Source organism: Methylocapsa aurea (genome assembly GCF_000746085.1).
GTDB classification, from domain to species: Bacteria; Pseudomonadota; Alphaproteobacteria; order Rhizobiales; family Beijerinckiaceae; genus Methylocapsa; species Methylocapsa aurea.
Genome location: NZ_JQKO01000001.1, coordinates 158092 through 180186, shown reverse-complemented (window position 1 = coordinate 180186; position 22095 = coordinate 158092). Strand labels below are relative to the sequence as shown.

The 22095-nt window shown below is 61.6% G+C and carries 21 protein-coding genes; 8 read left to right on the top strand and 13 right to left on the bottom strand.

The genetic code is table 11. The features are described 5' to 3' along the window. The first annotated feature begins 10 nt into the window (after positions 1 to 10). On the top strand, positions 11 to 1012 hold the full coding sequence (locus DL86_RS00850; protein WP_036257288.1) for an L-threonylcarbamoyladenylate synthase: 1002 nt from the start codon (positions 11 to 13) through the stop codon (positions 1010 to 1012). A gap of 40 nt (positions 1013 to 1052) precedes the next feature. On the opposite strand, the gene DL86_RS00845 is transcribed toward DL86_RS00850, so the two are convergent. After that, positions 1053 to 2732: an electron transfer flavoprotein-ubiquinone oxidoreductase gene (locus tag DL86_RS00845; protein WP_036257287.1), complete on the bottom strand. Its 1680-nt coding sequence runs from the start codon at positions 2730 to 2732 to the stop codon at positions 1053 to 1055. A gap of 206 nt (positions 2733 to 2938) precedes the next feature. Here DL86_RS00845 and DL86_RS00840 point away from each other — a divergent pair, with 206 nt between their 5' ends. From DL86_RS00840 to ispG, 3 genes are all read left to right on the top strand, one after another. Next, a complete protein-coding gene (locus tag DL86_RS00840) occupies positions 2939 to 3763 on the top strand; it encodes a uracil-DNA glycosylase (RefSeq protein ID WP_036257286.1) in 825 nt (274 codons plus the stop codon). A 77-nt stretch (positions 3764 to 3840) separates the two neighbouring features. Further along, positions 3841 to 4740, top strand: a complete 900-nt coding sequence (gene ypfJ, locus DL86_RS00835; protein ID WP_036257285.1) for a KPN_02809 family neutral zinc metallopeptidase — start codon at positions 3841 to 3843, stop codon at positions 4738 to 4740. Between the two features lie 188 nt (positions 4741 to 4928). After that, positions 4929 to 6227 (top strand): flavodoxin-dependent (E)-4-hydroxy-3-methylbut-2-enyl-diphosphate synthase, encoded by a 1299-nt coding sequence (gene ispG, locus DL86_RS00830; protein WP_051952461.1) that lies wholly within the window; start codon positions 4929 to 4931, stop codon positions 6225 to 6227. A 141-nt stretch (positions 6228 to 6368) separates the two neighbouring features. Here the strand turns inward: ispG and DL86_RS00825 are convergent, their stop codons facing one another. Next, entirely contained in the window at positions 6369 to 7130 is a 762-nt protein-coding gene (locus tag DL86_RS00825) for an SDR family NAD(P)-dependent oxidoreductase (RefSeq protein ID WP_051952460.1), read from the bottom strand. A gap of 103 nt (positions 7131 to 7233) precedes the next feature. Between DL86_RS00825 and DL86_RS00820 the strand changes: the two genes are divergently transcribed. After that, a complete protein-coding gene (locus DL86_RS00820) occupies positions 7234 to 7656 on the top strand; it encodes a MarR family winged helix-turn-helix transcriptional regulator (protein ID WP_036257284.1) in 423 nt (140 codons plus the stop codon). Between the two features lie 198 nt (positions 7657 to 7854). On the opposite strand, the gene DL86_RS00815 is transcribed toward DL86_RS00820, so the two are convergent. Then, the gene (locus tag DL86_RS00815) at positions 7855 to 8538 is read right to left on the bottom strand and encodes a DUF1345 domain-containing protein (RefSeq protein ID WP_036257283.1); all 684 of its coding nucleotides are present in this window, start codon (positions 8536 to 8538) and stop codon (positions 7855 to 7857) included. 39 nt (positions 8539 to 8577) lie between these two features. Next, the gene (locus tag DL86_RS00810; RefSeq protein WP_036257950.1) at positions 8578 to 9507 is read right to left on the bottom strand and encodes a polyprenyl synthetase family protein; all 930 of its coding nucleotides are present in this window, start codon (positions 9505 to 9507) and stop codon (positions 8578 to 8580) included. A 217-nt stretch (positions 9508 to 9724) separates the two neighbouring features. Here DL86_RS00810 and mtgA point away from each other — a divergent pair, with 217 nt between their 5' ends. Further along, entirely contained in the window at positions 9725 to 10390 is a 666-nt protein-coding gene (mtgA, locus tag DL86_RS00805) for a monofunctional biosynthetic peptidoglycan transglycosylase (RefSeq protein WP_245276162.1), read from the top strand. A 195-nt stretch (positions 10391 to 10585) separates the two neighbouring features. After that, positions 10586 to 10774, top strand: a complete 189-nt coding sequence (rpmF, locus tag DL86_RS00800) for a 50S ribosomal protein L32 (RefSeq protein WP_036257282.1) — start codon at positions 10586 to 10588, stop codon at positions 10772 to 10774. A 288-nt stretch (positions 10775 to 11062) separates the two neighbouring features. Here the strand turns inward: rpmF and DL86_RS00795 are convergent, their stop codons facing one another. The 9 genes from DL86_RS00795 to DL86_RS00755 all read right to left on the bottom strand — a co-directional run bounded on the left by DL86_RS00795 (position 11063) and on the right by DL86_RS00755 (position 19500). Continuing rightward, positions 11063 to 11449 (bottom strand): MAPEG family protein, encoded by a 387-nt coding sequence (locus DL86_RS00795; RefSeq protein WP_036257281.1) that lies wholly within the window; start codon positions 11447 to 11449, stop codon positions 11063 to 11065. Positions 11450 to 11497: 48 nt separating this feature from the next. Further along, on the bottom strand, positions 11498 to 12454 hold the full coding sequence (tal, locus tag DL86_RS00790; protein ID WP_036257280.1) for a transaldolase: 957 nt from the start codon (positions 12452 to 12454) through the stop codon (positions 11498 to 11500). Positions 12455 to 12549: 95 nt separating this feature from the next. Beyond that, positions 12550 to 14421, bottom strand: a complete 1872-nt coding sequence (locus DL86_RS00785; RefSeq protein ID WP_084572608.1) for an ATP-binding protein — start codon at positions 14419 to 14421, stop codon at positions 12550 to 12552. 95 nt (positions 14422 to 14516) lie between these two features. Beyond that, complete coding sequence (gene lanM / locus DL86_RS00780) at positions 14517 to 14933, bottom strand: lanmodulin LanM (protein WP_036257278.1); 417 nt, start codon at positions 14931 to 14933, stop codon at positions 14517 to 14519. A 277-nt stretch (positions 14934 to 15210) separates the two neighbouring features. Then, positions 15211 to 15978 carry an energy transducer TonB family protein gene (locus tag DL86_RS00775; protein ID WP_084572607.1) on the bottom strand — a complete coding sequence of 256 codons (768 nt, stop codon included), beginning with the start codon at positions 15976 to 15978 and terminating at the stop codon, positions 15211 to 15213. Next, a complete protein-coding gene (exbD, locus tag DL86_RS00770; protein ID WP_036257276.1) occupies positions 15975 to 16463 on the bottom strand; it encodes a TonB system transport protein ExbD in 489 nt (162 codons plus the stop codon). The genes DL86_RS00775 and exbD overlap by 4 nt, the downstream gene beginning before the upstream one ends. A gap of 6 nt (positions 16464 to 16469) precedes the next feature. Further along, a complete protein-coding gene (gene exbB / locus DL86_RS00765; RefSeq protein ID WP_036257274.1) occupies positions 16470 to 17501 on the bottom strand; it encodes a tonB-system energizer ExbB in 1032 nt (343 codons plus the stop codon). Between the two features lie 160 nt (positions 17502 to 17661). Beyond that, a complete protein-coding gene (locus DL86_RS00760) occupies positions 17662 to 18342 on the bottom strand; it encodes a Fe2+-dependent dioxygenase (protein WP_036257272.1) in 681 nt (226 codons plus the stop codon). A gap of 21 nt (positions 18343 to 18363) precedes the next feature. Then, positions 18364 to 19500: a PepSY-associated TM helix domain-containing protein gene (locus tag DL86_RS00755; RefSeq protein ID WP_162180379.1), complete on the bottom strand. Its 1137-nt coding sequence runs from the start codon at positions 19498 to 19500 to the stop codon at positions 18364 to 18366. 236 nt (positions 19501 to 19736) lie between these two features. Between DL86_RS00755 and DL86_RS00750 the strand changes: the two genes are divergently transcribed. Beyond that, positions 19737 to 22082: a TonB-dependent receptor gene (locus DL86_RS00750; protein ID WP_036257270.1), complete on the top strand. Its 2346-nt coding sequence runs from the start codon at positions 19737 to 19739 to the stop codon at positions 22080 to 22082. The last annotated feature ends 13 nt before the right edge of the window (positions 22083 to 22095 follow it).

The window sequence follows — 22095 nt, the reverse complement described above, 5'->3', positions numbered from 1 at the left end:
ATATAGGCGGATGAAGAACGATGTCGCGGCAACGGCTCATGCTGGAGCCGCGCGCCGGATGGCGGCGGATGCGGCCGGCGTCGCCGAAGCCGCGCGGATTTTGCGCGGCGGCGGTCTCGTCGCCTTTCCGACCGAGACCGTTTATGGGCTGGGCGCCGACGCGACCTCGGAGGCAGCGGTCGCGCGCGTCTATCGCGCCAAGGGCCGGCCCGCCTTCAACCCGCTCATCGCCCATGTCGCGACTTTGGCAGCGGCGCAAGAACAAGGCATTTTCTCGTCCGAGGCCGCCTTGCTCGCCAAGAGCTTCTGGCCGGGTCCGCTGACTTTGGTCGTTCCCCTGGCCGCGCAGGCCACCGTCTGCGCGCTCGCCCGCGCTGGCCAGGACACGATCGCCTTGCGGATCCCATCCCATCCGGCCGCGCTCGCCCTGATCGCCGCTGCGGGTCGGCCGCTCGCCGCCCCTTCCGCCAATCGCTCCGGCCGGGTCAGTCCCGTCGCCGCCGCCCATGTCGCGCAGGATATTGGCGGCGAGATCGACCTTATTCTGGACGGCGGGCCCTGTTCCTTGGGGCTGGAATCGACAATCATCGGCTGTCTTGAGGGGCCCCCGCGCCTGCTGCGGCCGGGCGGCATTCCCCGCGCCGCGATCGAAGCCGCGCTGGGATTTTCCCTCGCCGGACCTTGGCAAGAGTCGTGCTCGCCCGAGGACATTCGTTCGCCCGGCGCCCTCGCCTCCCATTACGCGCCGCGCGCAAGGCTTCGGCTTGAAGCGACGACGCTGGACGCCGGCGAGGCGGGACTTGATTTCGGCGGGCGCTTTCCGGCCGGCGCCAATGTGCGCGACCTGTCGCCCTCGCGCGACCTGAGCGAGGCGGCGGCCAATCTCTTCGCCTTTCTGCGCGAACTCGACGCGCTTGGCGCCTCCTGCATCGCCGTCGCGCCGATCCCTGGGGAGGGATTGGGCGAAGCGATCAACGACCGATTGAAGCGGGCGGCCGCGCCGCGGGCGTAGGACTCGACCGTTCCCTCAAGGCAGAGTTGCTTCCGCCCCCTCACATATTCGGATAATTCGGCCCGCCGCCGCCTTCGGGCGGAACCCAATCGATGTTTTGCGCCGGATCCTTGATGTCGCAGGTTTTGCAATGCACGCAATTTTGCGCATTGATCACGAAACGCGGATCGGTTTTCTTTTCCTCATCGGCATAGACGACTTCGTAAACGGCGGCCGGGCAATAGAGACGCGCCGGCTCGCCATATTCGGGCAGGTTTTTGGCGATCGGAATCGACGGGTCCTTCAAATGCAGATGGACCGGCTGGTCTTCCTCATGATTGGTGTTGGAGATAAACACCGAGGATAGCTTGTCGAAGGTGAGCTTGCCGTCCGGCTTTGGATAGTCGATCGGTTCGACCTCCTGCAGCGGCTTCAGGGTCGCGAAATCCGGCGCGCCATGCGGCAGAGTGCCGAAGGCCGAGCGGCCAAACATCTCATTGGTCCACATGTCGAGCCCGCCGAGGGCGATGCCGGCCGTGGTGCCAAATTTCGACCACAGCGGCTTGGCGTTCCTGACCTTGTAAAGGTCCGCGCCAATCTCCGAGCCCCGCCATGCGGCCTCATAGGAGGCGAGCTCATCATTGGCGCGACCGGCCTTGAGCGCCGCCGCGACATGTTCGGCCGCGAGCATTCCGGAGAAAATCGCATTATGTGAGCCCTTGATGCGCGGCAGGTTGACGAAGCCAGCGGCGCAGCCGATCAGCGCGCCTCCTGGAAAGCAGAGCTTGGGCACGGATTGCCAGCCGCCTTCCGTGATGGCCCGCGCGCCATAGGACAGCCGCCGCCCGCCCTCGAAAACCGGCGCGATCATCGGATGCGTCTTGAAGCGCTGAAACTCGTCGAAAGGAGACAGCGTCGGGTTCGAATAATTCAGGTGAACCACAAAACCAACTGCGACGAGGTTATCCTCGAAATGGTAGAGGAACGAGCCGCCGCCGGTTGCATCATCGAGCGGCCAGCCGAATGTGTGCTGGACGAGGCCAGGCTGGTGCTTGCCCGGATCGACGCGCCAAAGCTCCTTCAGGCCAATGCCGAATTTTTGCGGCTCGCGGCCCTGGTCGAGGCGGTAATTGGCGATCAACTCCTTGGCGAGGGAACCGCGCGCGCCTTCGGCGATCAAGCTATATTTGGCGCGCAGCTCGACGCCGCGCATGAAGCCATCCTTGAGGCTTCCATCGCGCGCGACACCCATATCGCCGGTGGCGACGCCCAATACTTCGCCAGCCGCGCCATAGAGGATTTCCGTTCCGGCGAAGCCAGGGAAAATCTCGACGCCCAGGGCCTCCGCCCGCGCGCCCAGCCAACGCACCAGATTGCCGAGCGAGCCGATGAAATTTCCATGATTGTTCATGAGTCTCGGCATCGCAAAATTGGGCAGCCGCAGCGCTCCCGTTCGGCCGAGGCGATAGAACCGGTCGGCGCTCACCTCTGTCTTCAGGGGCGGGTTGCTGTCGCGCCGCCAATCGGGGACGAGCCGATCGAGCGCGCAGGGATCGATGACCGCGCCGGATAAAATATGTGCGCCGAGTTCGGACCCTTTTTCGATGACGGCGACCGAAAGCTCCGGGTCGAACTGTTTCAGGCGGATCGCCGCGGCAAGGCCGGCTGGGCCGCCGCCGACAATGACGACGTCGAAATCCATCGCCTCGCGCGGCGGCAATTGCGGTCCTGCCTCGGTCATGCTGGTTCAATGCCCCTGGAGCGCTTCCCGATCAGATGGACTCATCGAATCGACAAGGAAGCGCTCAAATTCAAAAAGTTGGATCGCCGATTTTGACGGCGTCGATCCATCAAGACGTATACGATGGCGCCCTGTCCTTCAATTCATGCGAGCGCCGCGTCCGCGCCTGAGCATCAATTCCGACGAACGAAGAAGCGATCCCGTCCATGGTCGAAAATTTGGTCGAACTCTTACGGTGGTACAGCGCGATGGGCGTCGACATCGCCGTCGATGACGCTCCGCATGACCGGCTGGCCGAATGCCGAGAGGCGCGGACCAGGGCCGCCGCCGACGTCGACGTCGCGCCGCCGCCAAAGCCGGAGGCCGCCCTCGCCCCGCGCGCCGCGCCGCGCGAGCCCGCATTGGTTCTTCCCGCCGACGCTCTCGAGCAATCCGCCCGCGACAGCGCGGCGGGCGCGCAAACCCTGGCTGAACTGCGCGAAAGGCTTTTGCGTTTCGAGGGCTGCGGCCTGAAGGCGACGGCGACGCAGCTCGTATTCGGCGACGGCGACCCGAACGCCGAAATCATGTTCGTCGGCGAGGCGCCGGGCGCGGACGAAGACCGCCAAGGCCTGCCCTTCGTCGGCCGCGCCGGGCAATTGCTCGACAAGATGCTCGCCGCGATCGGGCTCGAGCGCGGCAAGGTCTATATCGCCAATGTCGTGCCCTGGCGCCCGCCCGGCAACCGCACGCCGACGCCGCTTGAAACGGCGGTCTGTCTTCCATTCACGCGCCGGCAAATCGAACTCGTGCATCCGAAAATTCTCGTTTGCCTCGGCGCCGCCTCGGCGCAGACTCTTCTTGGCGCCAAAGAAGGAATCATGCGCCTGCGCGGCCGCTGGTTCGATTATCCGCTTGGAGAAACGAAGATCCGCGCGATCGCCATGCTGCATCCGGCCTATCTGTTGCGCCAACCGGCGCAAAAGAAACTAGCGTGGCGGGACTTGCGCTTGCTCGCAAAGGAAATTGGACGTTCTTCCCCGGCGCGCTAAAAGTCCATTTGAAAACGGGGCGGAAGGTCGCTTAATGGCCGCGCGTGGCCGCTTAGGAAAAGAGCCGGGAGCCGAGCATGAGATGGGAAGATTTTCGCCGATCCGACAATGTCGAGGACCGGCGGGGCGATGCCTATGGCGGCGGCGGCGGGTCAATGGGCGGCGGGACCGGCAATCTCGGAATTGGCGCGATCGTGATTTTGGGCCTCATCGGCTGGGCGCTCGGCATCGATCCGCGCCTGCTCATCGGCGGCGCCGAAATGCTCAATGGCGTGCGCCACGGCCCGCAAACCAGCCAAAGCGCTCCCCCGCAACAGCGCCAGACCGGCGCGCCCTCCGATCAGATGGGGCAGTTCGTCGCCGCGGTGCTGGCCGAGAACGAGGATGTCTGGACGGAGATTCTTCCCGCCCAGAAAGGGATCGCCTTCGTCAAGCCGACTCTCGTTCTCTATAGCGGTCAGACCCGCTCCGGCTGCGGCGGCGCGAGCGCGGCGATGGGGCCCTTTTATTGTCCCAACGATCAAAAGGTCTATCTCGACACGGCCTTTTTCCGCGACATGAAGCAGCGCCTCGGCGGCGGCGGCGACTTCGCCTACGCTTATGTCATCGCCCATGAGATCGGACATCATATCCAGAACCAACTCGGCATCCTGCCGAAGGTCCAGGCGGCGCAGCGGCGCGCCGTGAGCAGAGGTCAGGCGAACGCCATCTCGGTGCGGGCCGAACTCATGGCCGATTGCCTGGCTGGCGTCTGGGCCGCCAACGCCGAGCGCAAATATCAGATTCTCCAGCCGGGCGACATCGAAAAGGCGGTCGCAACCGCGCAGGCGATCGGCGACGACCGTCTGCAAAAGTCGGCGCAAGGCTATGCTGTGCCCGACTCCTTCACGCATGGCACCTCGGCGCAGCGCCAGCAATGGTTGAACAGGGGCCTGAAATCGGGCCAGGTCGATTCCTGCAATACTTTCGCCCAGTGAGCTGCGGCATGCTTTCGGCGCACAGTCCCGGCTTGTCCGAGGCGGCTTCCCGGCCTGCGTCCACGCTCCGCCAGCCCTTGACGGCAAAAGCGTTATTGCGCACCACTGTTCGCGGCCCATAAAGTCATGATCGCGACGCGCCCGCGCGCTATCTCCTGCAAGCGCCCCTTCAAACGCCCGAGCCCCGCATGAACATCGCCCAGAACCCGACCTCCCTGACTGACGTCGAGCCTGATGAGGCCGGGCCTCTCCCCCGGCGGCGCTCCGTCGGCGTGCGGGTCGGCGCCGGCAAGGCGGCGGTGCTGGTTGGCGGCGGCGCGCCGATCGTCGTCCAGTCCATGACCAATACGGATACGGCCGATATCGAGGGCACGGCAGCGCAGGTCGCCGCCCTTGCCAGCGCCGGATCGGAGCTTGTCCGCATCACGGTGGATCGGGAGGAAGCGGCCGCCGCAGTGCCCTATATTCGCGACCGGCTGGCGCAACTTGGCTGCGAAGTCCCGCTCGTCGGCGATTTTCACTATATCGGCCATAAGCTCTTAGCTGACCATCCAGCCTGCGCGCAGGCGCTCGACAAATATCGCATCAACCCGGGCAATGTCGGCTTCAAGGACAAGAAGGACCGGCAATTCTCGGCCATCGTCGAGATGGCGATCAAATATGGCAAGGCGGTGCGGATCGGCGCCAATTGGGGCTCGCTCGACCAGGAGCTTCTGACAACGCTCATGGACGAGAATGCGAGATCCCCCGCCCCGCTCACGACCGGAGCCGTGACCCGCGAGGCCATGGCGCGCTCGGCCCTGCTGTCCGCCGCCCGCGCCGAAGACATCGGGCTTGGGCGGGACAGAATCATCCTCTCCGCCAAAGTCTCCAATGTGCAGCATCTCATCGCGGTCTATCGCACGGTGGCGCGGCGCAGCGATTATGCGCTGCATCTCGGCCTGACCGAGGCGGGCATGGGATCGAAGGGCATTGTCGCCTCCTCCGCCGCGCTTGGAATTCTCCTGCAGGAGGGCATTGGCGATACGATCCGGGTCTCGCTGACTCCCGAGCCCGGCGGCGACCGCACGCTCGAAGTCCAGGTCGCGCAGGAAATCCTGCAGACCATAGGGTTCCGCACCTTCGTGCCACTGGTGGCCGCCTGCCCCGGCTGCGGGCGCACGACCTCCACCGTATTCCAGGAACTCGCGCGCGATATTCAGGGCTACATAAGGGATGAAATGCCGCTCTGGCGCGCCCGCTATCCAGGCGTCGAGACGCTGAATGTCGCGGTGATGGGCTGCATCGTGAATGGGCCGGGCGAATCTAAACACGCCGATATCGGGATTTCGCTGCCCGGCACCGGCGAGACGCCTTCGGCGCCGGTGTTCATCGACGGGGAAAAGGCGATGACCCTGCGCGGCGAAGGCATCGCCGCCGAGTTCAAGACGATCGTGGAGGACTATATCGAGCGGCGGTTTGGCGGGGAGAAAAGCGCGGCGGAGTGAGGGAAGCGGTCTCGCTTGATCAGCGTTGGGCTGGTGGGCGGACATTTGCATCTAATTTACGAACGCTGTAAGCGGCTGATTTAATTGATGCGACTTCACTGTGCATATTCTTGAGATTAGCGCGATAGGCACAAAGTCGGCTTACCATGCCAGTTGCCCAGCAAGACCCCAAAAGCTGCCGTTAGGCGGCGGAGCGGCCATCGTCGCAAGGCGCGCCGCGATGCTGGCGCCCTCCGCGGGAGTTATGCCGCCTTGATGATGGCCATTAAGCGCAGTTGAAACCTGTCCTGGCGACGTAGCAAATACTCTGACCGAGGTTTCTCTCAAGAATTTGGCGTATTCCAAAGTGATTGAGTTCAATGATGCTTTCGAGCTGTTGTAAGCAAGCCAGTTGAGCCTCACCAAAGGCGGCTCCATACGCGCTGTCATGCTGTGTGAGCCAAGCGCGGCGGATTGATTGATGATGCGGCCATCTTCTGATTGTAAAAGCATCGGCAGAAACGCGTTTGTAACCGTGGCCACGCCGAAGACGTTTGTCTCGTAAGTCTCCCGAAAGTCCTGCAATGTCGTTTCGAATGGTTTCTTTTTCTGATCCCTGGCAATCCCCGCATTGTTGATCAGCACATCCAGTCGACCGATTTGGGCGCTCACCCACGTTGCCGCTCGTGAGATGGTGACAGGATCAGTGACATCCAGTTGAACCGAAACAACATCCCCGCCCACTGCGCAGAGTTCTCTTGCGATGGCATGGCCGCGCTCAACATCACGCGCGCCGATAATGACTTTCAAGCCGTTCGCAGCTAGCTGACGGGCTATTTCAAGCCCCATACCTGCGGTGGCCCCGGTTATTAGAGCGACACGGGGAATTTTCGCTATCCTGTTGATGGAATCAGTCGTTGGCATGATTGCTCCGAATGGTCATATATAAAATGCCTTATACAAGGACCTTTATATACTCATTCCCTCACTGAAGCAAGGATCCTTATATAAGGATAATTATATAATAATGTATGAGTCATTGAGATTGGCGGCTCTGAGTCTGAAGCGCGCGCAAATTGCTAAAAGCGCGGCATTCGATAGGCATCTCGCGAGCCTAGGTTTGACCATGGCCCTTTGGGTTGTACTCGACCGAATTCGGGCCAATCCAGCGCAATCAACACATGCACTCGCCAATGCGAGCCTGATGACGGATCAGTCCGTTGGCGAGCTTGTCAGCAAATTGGCGAAGCGAGGCTTGATCCAGAGGGTAGCTGGGCCGGGTCGATCGATCCGCCACCATCTTACCGAAGCGGGAACAGAATTGCTCGAAAGAGCGGCGCCCTTGATGGCCAACGCCTTGGAGTCCGCTTTCGCGGGGTTAAGCCGTTCTGAGATTGAACAACTCATACAACTGCTCAACAAGATCGCGCCGTCGAAAACGGAAGTGTGACTTAACTTCCAATCGATCTTGTCCTCGGCGCGTTGCTGACGCCAATTGCGCTTTTCAGGAAGCTGTCAAGCTCAAGTCAGAAGGGCTCGAAATCAGCATGAAACCCTTATAAAACAAGGGCTTCTTGCGTGCTGCAAAATTCTTGAATGATGCACAAAGCCGAAGTGCCGCTCCGGCGCGAAAGCAGAGATCTTTAACTCAAATCAGCCCGGCGGCGATATTGATCGTCAGCGCCAGCACCGCGCTGTTGAAGAAAAACGCCAAAACGCAATGGGACACAGCCACCCGCCGCATCTCATGCGAGGAAATATCGACATCGGCGGTCTGCGACGCGACCCCGATCACATAGGAAAAATACAAGAAATCATAATAATCGGGGTTTTCGGTGCCGGGGAAGCGCAAGCCGCCGCGCTCGCTCCTGGGCCTGCCCGGCTCAGCGAAATATTCATCGAAATATTCATGCGCATAATGCAGCGCATAGGTCAGATGGATGAAGAACCAGGCGCTCAGAATCGTCGCCACGGCAAGCCCGACGTGAAGGCCTTTCGCCAGACCAGATAAGTCCTGCGCGGCGGCGAGCTGCATGATGATGGCGCCGATCGAGGCGATCGCGGCGAAGCTCGTCAGGACAAGGACTAAAAACTTCCCCTCGTCGGTCGACTTGGCGCGACGCCGGATTGATTCCTCGGTCGCATGGAAGATCAACCAAGCGGTTGTGATGAAATAGATCCAGGTTCCTATGTTCCAAGCAATCAGGAAGCGGGTCGAGCCGCGAAAGGAATCGGGCAGAAGAACGCCAACAAGGAGGCCGATCGCCACGCCTAGAAAAAGGCGCGGATGCGCGCGAAGGATTCGGAACAAACGGACAACAAAACCTATCATTGAGCCGCTCTCCCGTTCCGGCGCCGGATCGCGGCGGGGTTAGTTCTTGCGCGCGGCGACAAAATGGGCGGCCTGCTTCAGGATCGTCGCCTTCGCGCCCTGCGGGAACGAGTCGAGCGCGTCGATCGCTTTCGCCGAAAGCGCGTCGCGCCGCTCCCGCGCGGCCTCCAGGCCAAGCGCCGCGACCAAGGTCGCCTTGTTGCGCTCCGCGTCCTTGCCGGCGCGCTTGCCGAGCGCGACCTCGTCGGCCTCGACATCAAGAATATCGTCGGCAACCTGGAATGCGGCGCCGAGCGCCTGACCATAAGCGGATAGCGCGGCGCGCGCTTGATCGTCTGCTTCGGCCAGAATCGCGCCGGCGTTCACCGCATAATGCAAAAGCGCTCCCGTTTTCATCGATTGAAGCTTGATCACGGCTTCCGCTCGATGCGGCTCGCGCGCCTGCTCGGCTTCCAGATCGAGCACCTGGCCGCCGATCATGCCGCCAAGGCCGGCGGCGCGGGCGAGCGCGAGGACGAGCGCGATCCGGATCGCGGGATCTGGATGAGTCGCCGGATCGGCCGTCACATCGAAGGCAAAGGTCAAGAGGCCGTCGCCAACCAAAATCGCGGTCGCTTCATCGAAGGCCTTATGCGTCGTCGGCCGACCCCGACGCAGGTCATCATTGTCGAGGGCGGGAAGATCATCATGCACGAGCGAATAGCAATGGATCATTTCCAGAGCCGCGGCGGCGCGCAAGATCCCTTCGCCCTCAACGCCAAACAGCCGCGCCGTCTCGATCATCAGAAAGGGCCGGAGCCGCTTGCCGCCGCCAAGGCTCGCATAACGCATCGCCTCGAGAAAGCGCGGCGGCCGCGCGGTCTCGCCGGGCAGGATCGAAGGCCCCAGCAAGCGATCGAGCATATGCTCGGTCGCGGCGGCGACCGCGTTCAGCCGAGCCTCGAATTCCCCGGCCGGCCCGTCCGTCATCGTTGCATCATCCTTATAAGCCTGAGCCAAGAGGCGTCTTCCTTTTGATGCGGCTGGGTTGTCCAAGAGCGGTTCCCGCCCGCACGACCGCAAAGCGCGCGCGGCTTCTCTCCCAGGGGAAAGGCTCCCGCCGATAAAGTCGAGACTCGGCTTGCCCGATCGAACGAGATCGGTCAAGGCTCGGGCTATGTCATCGCGGCCTCGGCGAACGGGTTTCTTGAACAGACTCTTGCGCGTCATTCTCGGGGTTGGCCTGGCGCTGGCGATGGGTCTGGCGGCCTTGATCCTCGTCTATCGCTTCGTCGCGCCGGTTTCGACATTGATGCTCGCGCGCTGGGTCCAAGGCGAAAGCGTCGAGCGCCGCTATGTTCCGCTGGAGCGCATTTCGCCTGATCTGCGCACAGCCGTCATCGTCTCGGAAGATGCGCGGTTTTGCCGGCACGCCGGCGTCGATTGGGGGGCGCTGCGCGAGGTAATCGATGCGGCGGACGACGACGGTCCCTCGCGCGGGGCTTCGACCATCACGATGCAGAGCGCCAAGAATCTTTTCCTCTGGCCATCAAAGTCCTTTATTCGCAAGGGGATCGAAATCCCCGTGGCGCTTCTGATCGAGCTGGAATGGCCAAAACGACGGATTCTTGAGGTCTATTTGAACATTGCCGAATGGGGCGATGGCGTTTTTGGCGTCGAGGCGGCGGCGCAGCGCTATTTTCATAAAAGCGCCGAGCGACTCGACGCCAAGGAAGCCGCGCTGCTGGCGACAGCCCTGCCCAATCCGCGGCGGCGCAATGCGGGGCGCCCCTCGCGCGTCCATGCCGCGCTCGCCCAACGCATCGCGGCTCGGGCGAGAACGGCGGCGCCTTTCGTCGAATGCGCGCGGTGAAGCGCTTCCCGATTCGATGAAATCCGCTTTATCGTTTTGTTTTATAGAATTTTTCACGGGCGCCCGCGGCGGCTGTGCTTGAAAATGGTCTCGCATCCTTTTTGAGATAGCCAGCGCCAGCGTTTCATTGTATGAGGCGAGCCACGCTGTCATTCTCGGGTTTTGCGCCCGATCTAACTGTTGCTGGAAAAAGACATGGCCGTTCCGAAGCGTAAGACCTCCCCCATGAAGCGCGGATTTCGTCGTTCCGCCGACGCGCTCAAGGCTCCGACCTATGTCGAAGACAAGGATTCCGGCGAGCTGCGCCGTCCCCATCACGTCGATCTGAAGACCGGCATGTATCGCGGCCGGCAGATTTTCACCCAGAAGCCGACCGAATCCTAAGGGCCTATCCCCCCGGGATCGCCCTCCTCAAAGGCTTTCCGATCCGGTTGAATCGGAAAGCCGAAGTTCTTGCTTTATCGCATTTTTTGACGCGAAGGCGCGTTCGCCTTGCTTGAACACGCTCCAACTCATTGAATCCGAGCGATTCCTTCCCGATAAGATGACCCCATCTGATCGGGAAGCGCTCTAGAGCATTTTCGAGCGGAGTGGATACCGGTTCGCGCTAAGAAAATGCGACAAAACAAGGACCTAGAGCTGCTTTCTGATTCCGCCGAAACGGAAAGCGCTCTAGACAAGCTGACTGAAAATCAGGCCAAGCCCGATGACCGAGACAACCCATATGAGGGTCCGGAGGTAGGGAATGCCGATCAGGTAAACCGGGATATAAACCAAACGGGCAAAAAAGAAGATCTCCGCCCCAAGCGCGGTGGTTTCATTTGTCCGCCCGGCAATCTGAGCGACGAGAATCAAAGGGGCGAAGAGCGCCAGGTTCTCCAGCATATTATATTGGGCCCGCTTCGCGCGCGCGACCCATCCCAAGGGCTCGGGCACATAGTCGCGATTGCCGACAAGCGTTTCTAGGTCCAGCTGCTGCGCCGATCCAACGACGGCGAGCAGCATCTGCGCGAAGGCGAGCGCCACGGACCAGACCAGCAGTTGCAATTCAATTGACATCGAAAATCCCCCTTTGAAGCGATGCCTTAAACACAGTTGGGATTGTGTTTAGGCGGCAGCCAAAAGTCTCTTGGAAACGAGCTCGCGCAACGCGCGAAGGTCGCGAGCGAAGAACCGGATGCCCTCGGCCAGCTTTTCAGTCGCCATGGCGTCTTCGTTCAAGAGAAAGCGAAAAGTCTTCTCGTCGAGCGAGAGTTTTGCGGGAGGGTGAGACGCCGCCGTCTTTGGATCGAGCCGGCGCGGCAAGTCGCCTTCATCCTTGGCCAGTTCCTCGAGCAATTGCGGCGAAATCGTCAACCGGTCGCAGCCGGCCAGAGCCTCGATCTCCTCCTTGTTGCGGAACGAGGCGCCCATAATCACTGTCTTCACATCATGGGCTTTGAAATAGCTATAGATCTGGCGGACGGACACGACGCCCGGATCCGTTTCGGCTGCATAGGTCTTCCCTTCGGCTTTCATGTGCCAATCGAGAATGCGCCCGACGAAAGGAGAAATGAGATAGGCTCCGGCATCGGCGCAAGCGACTGCCTGGGTGAGCGAGAAGATCAAAGTCATATTGCAGTCTATTGCTTCGCTTTGCAGAATTTCGGCGGCGCGAATGCCTTCCCATGTGGCTGCGATCTTGATGAGGATGCGCTCGCGGCCAACCCCGCGCTTCTCATATTCCGCGATGATCGAGCGCGCCTTGGCGACCGTCCCCTCGATGTCGAAGGAGAGATCCGCATCGACTTCCGTCGACACCCGGCCAGGCACGATTTTTGTCAGCTCCAATCCAAAGTTCAGGGTTAGCCGTTCGGTAATCTCGCTCGTCAGATGATTATGGCTCAAGCCCCATAGAATCGCCTCCTCCAGCAGTTGGGCGTAACGAGGCATCTGCGCCGCTTTCAGGATCAACGTCGGGTTGGTCGTCGCGTCGACAGGCATGAAAGCGCGGATCGCCTCCATATCGCCGGTGTCGGCGACAACCGTTGTCATGGCTTTCAACTGTTCGAGCTTGGTGGGCATGGGGCGATCCGATGGAGGGAGAGAGTGATGGCTAAACGCGCGAACGCCAGCATTGTTTCCGCTGCGACATTAGCTTGGTCGCCGTCTCCGCGCCATCACAACGCGCGCCCATTCGACCCCGCCGGACCCATAGCGCAAAGAATCGGGCTCGCGGACACGGCCGCCCTGTCGATTCGCCGGCCGAACGCGGCTTGCCGCGAGGCTGCCGACGCAACCTCCAAAATGCCGTTAAGACGGCGATAATCGACCGGCTTTGTCAGAAATTCGTCGATTTCAGCCTCTTCGGCCGCCAAGCGATCGTCGTCGAAAGCATTGGCGGTCAGGGCGATTAAACGAACGGGAGCGCTGCCGGCCGCGCGCTCCGCCCGCCGGATCCGCCGCGCCGCCTCGAGCCCATCGATGCCGGGCATCCGAATGTCGAGGATTATGGCGTCAAATGCCGAGCGCGCCCCGCTAAGCGCCTGCTCCACCAGCGCCACGGCGGCGAGGCCATCACATGCCCGCGTCACCCGCGCGCCAAGTTTTTCAAGATGGCGCGTCGCAAGCAAAGCATTGATGTCATTATCCTCCGCAAGGAGGATTTCATCGCCGGAGTTGGCCCGCACTGGCGCCCTCGGGGGCGGCGGCGCCTTCGCGCAAGCCTCCCCGGCGGCGCCAAGGCGAGCGAAGAGCGAACGCGCTCGGACCGGTTTGACCAACCAGCCGTCGAAGCCGTCGACAAAACTCTCGCCGAAGGCGCGCCGCTCGAAAGGTGAGAACAGCAGCAAGCGGCGGGTGATGCCGGCGGTTCTGGCAGCGTCGCCAAGCCGGCGCGTCGCAGCCGCGCCGAGGGCGCAGTCGACAATGAAAATGTCATATGAAGTGCCAGATGGGACGGCGGCGAGAAGGGCCAAGGCGGCGGCCTCGGTTGCCGCATGGCGGACGCTTGCGCCCGCCTCCGCGAGCCGCTCCGCCAAAAAGGGCGCTGCAAAGGGCGCGGCCGCCACGATCAGCGCGCCCTGGCCGCTCAGATCGGGCGCCTCGACCCGCGCCTTCTGCGCGCTTCCGCACGGGCGAAGGGGAAGGACGATTGAAAATCTCGATCCCTCCTGGCCCGCCGCCGCCAGTCGCAGCGCGCCGCCCATCCGTTCGACGAGCCGCTTTGAAATAGCGAGCCCAAGCCCGGCGCCGCCGTAGCGATTCGTCGCCGAGCCGTCGCCTTGTTCGAACTCCTCGAAAATGGCGTCGCGGCGATGAACCGGAACGCCGGGCCCGGTATCAATCACATCAATGCAAAGCGCGTGTTCGCCCTGCCTGGCGACGCGAAGGCCGACGCCGCCGCGATCGGTGAATTTGACCGCATTTCCGGCGAGATTAAGCAGGACCTGGCGCAGCCGGGCGGCATCGCCAATGAGGCGCGCCGGCACATCGGCGGCGATCGAGCTCGCGATTTCGAGCCCTTTTCCCTGCGCTCGCGGAGCCAAGAGCTCGACACAACTTTCAACCAGCGTCACAAGATCGAATGGTTCCTCGGCGATCTCGATTTTGCCCGCTTCGATCTTCGAAAAATCGAGCATTTCATCGATCAGCGAGGCCAGCGCGACGCCCGACCCGCTAATCGCCTCGATATAGCTTCTTTGCTCCGCGTCGACGCGCGTATCGAGCAAGAGCCCGGCCATCCCCAAAATGCCATTGAGCGGGGTGCGGATTTCATGGCTGAGACTGGCGAGAAAACGCGATTTAGCCTCGCTCGCGGCCTCGGCGCGCTCCGCCGCCGCGGCCGCCGCCTTCAATTCCCAGACTTCATCGCGCAGGCTTTCCCGCTCGTCGCAAAGTAGGGCCTCGCGCCGCCGGCGCCGAACACGGTCGACGAGAAGCCCAAGGATCGCGGCGAGAAGCAGGACGCTCAACAGAACAGCGCCGCCGCCGAGCGAAAACAGGCCCGCGCCGATGGACGAAAAGGCAGCAAACGCGAGCGCTTCGGTCATGTCGCCTCGGATCTCCGCCTATCGGTCGAAGGCGGGGCTTCAAGACGACTTTGACCGAAAAGCTTTGAGATTTCCTTTGCGGCTTGGACGCTAGTTTAGTGGATCAAACGCGTCAGCGCGCGTCCGGCCTTCGACTGAAGCTCCTTCCCCGTCAGCACGCCGTCCTTATTGGCGTCGGCCGCTTTGAAAAGCTTTTCGACAATGGCGAAATACTCGTCTTTCGTCAGCGTGCCATCATCATCGGGATCGCCGGCCTTGAATGCGCTCTTGCCAAGCCGGGCGCCTACCTCTTTGGCGTCAAGCGTATCGTCGGGATCCTTGTTGAGCTTCTCGAAGAAAGCGCCGGCGGCCTCTTTCACTTCGGCAAGATCGAGAGTGCCGTCGTTATCCTTGTCGACGGCTGCGACAATCGAAGACGCCGCCAAGGCCGCCCTGTCCGGAAACCCAATGAAATTTGCGGCCAAAAATCCGCAAAGGCCAATCTTGGCGATCAAAAGGCGGCGATCAATCATTATTCTGCTCCATTGTTGGCGCCGAGCGCGCCCGGCCGCTCCAACCAATCAACTGCGCGGCAACGTGATCTGTTTCCAAAAAATAGGATTTTTCGCGAGCGCATGTTCTTATGAGACATCGGATATATCCGACATCTCATGAGAACATGCTACAACTCATTGAATCTGAACGATTATTTTTCGATCAGATGACTCCATCTGATCGGGAAGCGCTTGCGGAATCACCAAGCGCTCTACCTCTTTGCTTCCTTCATTTTCCGAACGCGAACCAGTTACTTCAATGGTGAAAGCGGACCGGGACCGTGAAACTGTAGGAGCCGCCGCCCATTTCAGCCGGCGGAGCCGGAAACGGGCTCGCGCGGTGTGCCGCGGCGACCGCCTCCTGATCCAGCGCCGAGGACCCCGAACTCCTGGCGAGGCGGGCCGAGATGAGCCTGCCGCCTCGGTCCAGCGTGAAGGAAATCGACGGCGTTCCCGTGTCCGTGCGCGCCGATGCCGGATAACGCGGATACCGCGCGAAATGCGCCCCGACCAGACTGTGCCATGAGGCGGAAGACATCGATGGAGCCCCGGACGCGCCTTGCCTGGGCGCCGCCGAGGACTGCCCCCGCGCCGCCTGCGTATGGAGGGGCGCGCTCGTGCGCGGCGCCGGCGGCTTGAGTTCTTCCTTTTCCAGCTTCTTTTCGACTTTTTTCAGCGGCTTCGGCTTGGGTTTGGGAGCCGTTACAAGAACCGCGGCCGCCTTCGGAACCGGAGGAAGCTCTGGGATCGCCATCGTCAGCGGCGGCTCCTCAGCTTCAGGCTCCACCTGGGTCATTTGCGGACCTGGGAGAAGTTCGGTCGCGCTTTCCGGCGAGATCGCCACTGGCGATAGTTCAATCATTACCGCGGCGGGAGGCTCGCCGGCGGGGGGCGGATTGGTCCGATACAAGAGCCAATAGACGAAGCCCGCATGAACGAGGACGACCAAGGCCGCCGCTATGATCCATCGCCAAAGCGGCGGCTCCTCGGTGGATGGAAATGCGCTTCCAGAAACCATCGTCATGGCCGGGGCTCCGACGCCGGCTTCGCCTCGGACGGTTTGGTCTGTCCCGAGGGAGAGGCCTCGCCGGCCGACCCTGAGTCCAAGCCGACCAGCCCGATCTTCAAGTAGCCGGCGCTGCGCAGGAGGTTCATCGTCTCCATCACATCGCCATAGGAAACGGCCTTGTCGGCGCGAACGAAGACCCGCTGCTCCTTGTCGGCCTGCGTCGCCGCATCGAGGGCGCCGGCCAAGTTCGCGCGATTGACCAGATCCTCGCCGATCAGCAGGGAAAGATCCGACTTCACCGTGAGGAACAAAGGCTTATCGGGCCGCTGCGCCGGTTGCGCCGTGGAGGAGGGAAGATCGACATTGACGTCGACGGTGGAGAGAGGCGCGACGACCATGAAGATGATCAGGAGCACGAGAATGACGTCGATGAAGGGCGTCACGTTGATCTCGTGGTTGATCTCGAGATCATCTTCCCCGGAAGAAAGCCGAACAGCCATGCGCGTTCACTCCGCTGACTGGCGCATCGGGACCACATGCGGCCCGTCGGCAAGGACGGCCGCGCGGTCGACGTCGCGGGAGAGCATGCGAAGAACTTCAGCGGCGCCGTCGCCGAGCAGCGCGCGATAGCCGGCGATCGAGCGGGCGAAGACATTGTAGATCACGACAGCTGGAATCGCCGCGATAAGCCCCATGGCGGTGGCCAGCAAGGCTTCGGCGATGCCTGGCGCAACGATCGCAAGATTGGTCGTATGGCTCTGCGAAATCCCGATAAAACTGTCCATGATGCCCCAGACCGTCCCGAACAGGCCGACGAAGGGCGCGGTCGAGCCGATCGTCGCCAGCACGCCGGTGCCTCGCGTCATGGTCCGCCCGGCTTGCGCCTCGATCCGCGAAAGCAAAGCGGCGGCGCGCTCCTTGACGCCTTCGGGCGGAAGCCCGGCGGAGCGTTCGGTCTCATCGACCGCCGCCGACACGAAAAGAGCGACGGGAGAGCGCGCCTGCGCGAATTCCTTTTCCGCCGCGCGCAGGCTGGTCGCGCGCTCTAAAATTTCGAGGCCGCGCCGCGCCGTGCGCCTGGCGCTCCAAAGTTCGATCGTCTTGGCGAGCCAGACTGTCCAGGTCGCAAGCGATGCGAAAGCAAGCCCGACCATGACGACCTTCACGGTCATGACGGCGTTGAGGAACATTCCCTTTGGCGTCAGATCCTGCGGCAAAGTCGAAGGAGAAGCGGCCTCAGCCCGCGGCGTGGGCTTGGGCTCTTCCGCCTTCGCTTCGGTCGGCGCAGCTGGCGCCGCGGACTCCGCGGCAGGCGCTGATAAAGCCGGAGCAGGCGTGATGGCCAAGGGCGATGCCGTGGACGGCGAAGCTGGAGCAGGCTGAGCCTGGGGCGCCTCGTCGTTCGTTTGAACTGGCGTCTGGGCCTGCGACGGGGCGGCGCAGAGAAGCGCGCTCACGCATAAAGCGGCAAGAGTTTTTCCGACAAGACGGTTCATTCGACGCCGCCCGCCTGCCAGATCAAGGTCCGCCCAGCTCATTTTAACTATCCTCTCTTAGCATCATGACGGAGCCCTGACGCATGTGAAAATGCGACAGAGTCCTGTCGGCCGCCGCCGCTTATCGGAGATATTTTCATCAAGACATATGTCGAACTCGGGATCAATCCTGCGTCCGTCAGATGGCGGGATTCAACCGCCGTCATGTCTCCACCCATTGTCTCAGCAGATTATGATAGGTCGAAGTCAGCGACGCCAACGCGGGATGCCCCGGCGCATCGCGCGTCAATTGCATGATCGCGGCGTCGAGCTCAAATAAAAGTCCGCGCCTTGTCTTATCCCGAACCAGACTCTGAATCCAGAAGAAGGACGCCAGCCGCGCGCCCCGCGTCACCGGCGTGACATGGTGCAGGCTGTCGGATGGGTAGACGACGAGATCGCCCGCCGGCAGCTTGACTTCATGACTGCCGTAAGTGTCCTCGATGGTCAATTCACCGCCGTCGAAATCGTCGGGGCCGCTGATGAACAGGGTCGCCGACACATCTGTGCGAATGCGGATCGCGCCATCGGCGGTTTGCCGAACCGCATTGTCGACATGCGCTCCAAATCCCATTCCGACTTTGTAGCAATTGAACAAAGGCGGAAAAATCGTGTGCGGCAGAACCGCCGAAATAAACAATGGGCAGCGCTGCAGCGCGCGGATCACGATCTCGCCGAGTTCACGGTGCTCGGCGCCGCCTTCGGGCAATTGCAGGTTGTTCTTGACCTGCGCCGATTGGTGCCCGGCGGTGACCCGCCCATCGACCCACTTAGCGCGCTCCATCGCCTCGCGGCATAGCGCGAGCTGGTCCTGGTCGAGGACATTGGGGATATGAACGATCATATGAGCTCTAACGGACGACGATCATAAATCACGACAGACTCCCAGCGGCGCGGCGATTTTTTCATCGCTGACGGCGGACTTTCCGGCGCGCCGCGACCGGCGCCGCAGCCACATCAGGACCCCGGTCACAAGCAGGACCGCCGGCAATGCCCCGCTAAGAAAGCCGATCGCTTGCCAGAGCGGCCCGTGATGGGTCGCTTCGTGAACGCGGCGCAACCAAGCGGCAAAGGCGTCGCCCGCGGCTGTGGGCGGATGCGTCGCCGCCAACGTCTGATCGTCGACCAGCACGCTGCGGCGTTCGCCTTCCTGGGTCAAAAGTTGAACCCGCCAGACCTTGGCCTTGTCAGTCGGCGCCGACAGCGCCGCCGGGCGCAGGCCTTGGCCGCTTTGCAAAGCAATCTCGACGACCCGCTGCGGATCTTGCGCCGGCCGAAGCATCAGAGCCGCGCCGGGGCCTTGGCCTGCCCCTGGGCGCTGCCCCTGCGGCGCAAGATCGGCGAAAAGGCCGATCAACCCGCGCGCCTGCTCCGGAAAGCATAAAGACATGCCGGTCAAGGCCATCGCCGCCAAGGGCAACGCGATCCAGACTCCCAGCGTGTTGTGCAAGTTAACGCTTGCCGTCGCGCCGCGCCGCCATGCCAACGCCTGGAGAAATCCGGAGTTGCGCGGCCACCAGAGCCAGAGGCCGGTCAAGGTCATCATCAAGAGGCCGACGCCCACCCACCCAACAATCTGGCGGCCCGAGAATTGGGGGACCAGCAGATTGGCGTGCAGCGCATGCGCGATGCCGACTAAAGTGGCGCGGGCATCGACGAGGCCCAAAACCCGACCGGTCGGCGGATCGAGATAGGCAATGCGCAAACGATCCCTTGGGGCCGCCGGCGTTTCCGCCCCGCCGCGCAAGAGCACCGTGACCGGCGCGCCCTCCGCCTCGGGCCAGCGCAGCACGGCCGCCTGCGCTCCGGGAGCAGCCTTGGCCGCATTGCCGAGATAGACGCCAGCCGCCTGCTCGGCCGCCGCCCCCGTGACTGCGTAACGCGAGGGATCGATCAGCCTATCCACCTCGGGGCCGAAAACCAGCAAGGCCCCCGACAAAGCGATGGCGGCGATGAGGAGGCTAAGACCCAGTCCGATCCAAAGATGGACTTGGCGAAACATGCGGCGGACCCAGCCGGAAGAAATCAATTCCATGACCACAAGGCGAGAGAGAAGCGAAGATGAGCGCCTTCTAGACATGGTTTGAAATATAAATCAAGGTAAACTTAGTTTATAACTATTCTAATTAAAGAATTGCAAAGCTCACTTGCTTGCTCTCCTTGAGTCATGATAGTAACTGGTTGAATTCAACGAATTAGAATGATTCTAATCTAGTTGGCGGCAGGGGGCAATACGTTATGACGCGGGAGTTCATTACAGAGATATTTGGCTATGGTCGCAAGATCGCTGACAACGCCGACCGGAAATTCATTCGCGCCAAGACCCGCGCGCCAATGGCGCGAGCCGCCATCGGCCTCGCATCGGTCATGTTCGCGGACGCCGCCTTGGCGCAAGAGGCCGAGCCGGTCGCCCTCGATCAGGTCGACGTCGCCGGCCCAGGAGAAGGCGGCAGCGACTATAATCCGCGCAAGCTCAAACTATCCCGCATCCCGACCTCGATCCTCGACACGCCGCAAAGCATCACCATTGTTCCGCAGCAACTGATCGAGGATCAAAAGGACACCACCGTCGTCGAGGCGCTGCGCAACGTGCCGGGCGTCACCTTCTTTGGCGGCGAAGGCGGAACGCAGGGCGACAATATCGCCATCCGCGGCTATTCCGCGCGCAATGATTTCTATCGCGATGGCGTTCGCGATCCAGGCTGGTACACGCGCGACACCTTCAGCGTGGAAGAGGTGGAAGTGCTCAAGGGCCCATCGTCCTTCTTGTTCGGACGCGGCTCGACGGGCGGGGTCATCAACCTCACCAGCAAATTGCCGATGTTCACGAATTTCAGCCGGGTCGAAATGTCGGGCTATACCGCGCCTGGCGGACGGGTCACGGCGGATTTCAATCGGACCTTCGGCGATTCAGCGGCCCGCATCGTGCTCCTCGGCAATGACACCAATGTCGCCGGCCGCGATCATGTCAACACCAAGAGGATCGGCGTCGCGCCCTCGATCATCATGAACATGACCGACGCGACGAAGGTCACGCTGAGCTATATCTTTCAGCAGGACAATAATATCCCCGACTACGGGATTCCGCTGCTGCCGGGTTCATATTTCGGAACATCCTACGGACAGCCGGCGCCGGTTCCCAAGAACACTTTCTATGGCCGGTTGACCAACGGCTTTTCGGATACCGAACAAGTCGATGCGCATATCATCACGGCCAGGATAGATCATAAGTTCAACCCGGACTGGCAGATCTCCAATGTGACCCGCTATTCCTATATCGACCGGTTCGTGCGGGTTCGCGGCGTGCAGGTCGGCAACCAGCTCGGGACGACGGCTCCCAACATCTACAACGCCCCTGTCGGCGGCAATCTGCTCAATCCAGTCCCGTATTTCTATCCCGTCGGCGGCCTTTGGGTTCAGAACCGGAACAATTTCCAAAATAGCACCAACAACTCGCTTCTGACCAACCAATCCGATCTCGTCGGCCATTTCGACACTGGCTTCTTGCGCCATACGCTGCTCGCCGGCGTCGAGCTCTCGCAGGAAACCCGGAGTCATTTCCGAACCACGCTGACTCCAGGCGATCGGGTCGACATCGGATCTCCCAATCCCTATCCGTTCAACCCAGGACTTTTGCCGACAAACAGCACCTTGCAAGACGACATTGGCCGCACCATCGGCATTTATGCGAGCGATCAGGTTAAGATAAACGAATATTTCGAACTGCTCGGCGGGCTGCGTTACGACTTGTTCAAGGTCTGGCAATACAGCGCGACCGAGAACACATTGACCAGGGCCGTCGTCGGCCAGTTCAACGCGACGACGCCCTTCAACATCAGCAATAATGTAAAATTCTTGAGCTGGCGCACCGGCGGCGTCGCTCATCCAACCCAGAACAGCAGCGTCTATCTGATGTATGGAACATCGTTCGATCCCTCCAGCTCGTTCCTGACCATCGTGGGCGGCCAGCAAAATCTTGCGCCGACGACGAGCGAGAACCTCGAATTAGGCGCCAAGGTCGATCTCTTGGAGAGCCGTCTCAGCCTAACCGCCGCTCTGTTCCAAATCACCCAGCAAAACGCGATTGAGACCGTCAATTCGGCGGCCGGCCTTTATGCTCAAGTCGGCACGACGCGGGTGAGGGGCGGCGAAATCGGGGTTGCTGGCAAGGTGACCGAGGCCTGGAGCATATTCGGCGGCTATACCTATATGGATGGCCGCGTGGTCTCCAGCGCCTTGAACCCAACAGGCTTCTTCCTCAACAATCCCGGCAATCAGCTTGCAAATGTCCCGCATAATACATTCGCGGTGACCAACACCTATGCGATCACTCCGGCTCTGACCGTTGGCGGCAGCATCTACTATGTTGGCTCGCGCTTTACGACGGCTACCGATATCGGCCGCGTTCCCGGTTATTGGCGCTTCGACTTGCTGGGCAATTACAAGATCGACGATACATTCTCCGTGCAGGCAAATATCTACAACCTCGCGGATACGAAAAACTTCGAGACGATCACTGGCTTCGGGGCGGCCATTCCCGGGCCGGGCCGCTCCGCCGTATTGACCGCCAAGGTTTCCTTCTGAGGCAAGGGCAAGG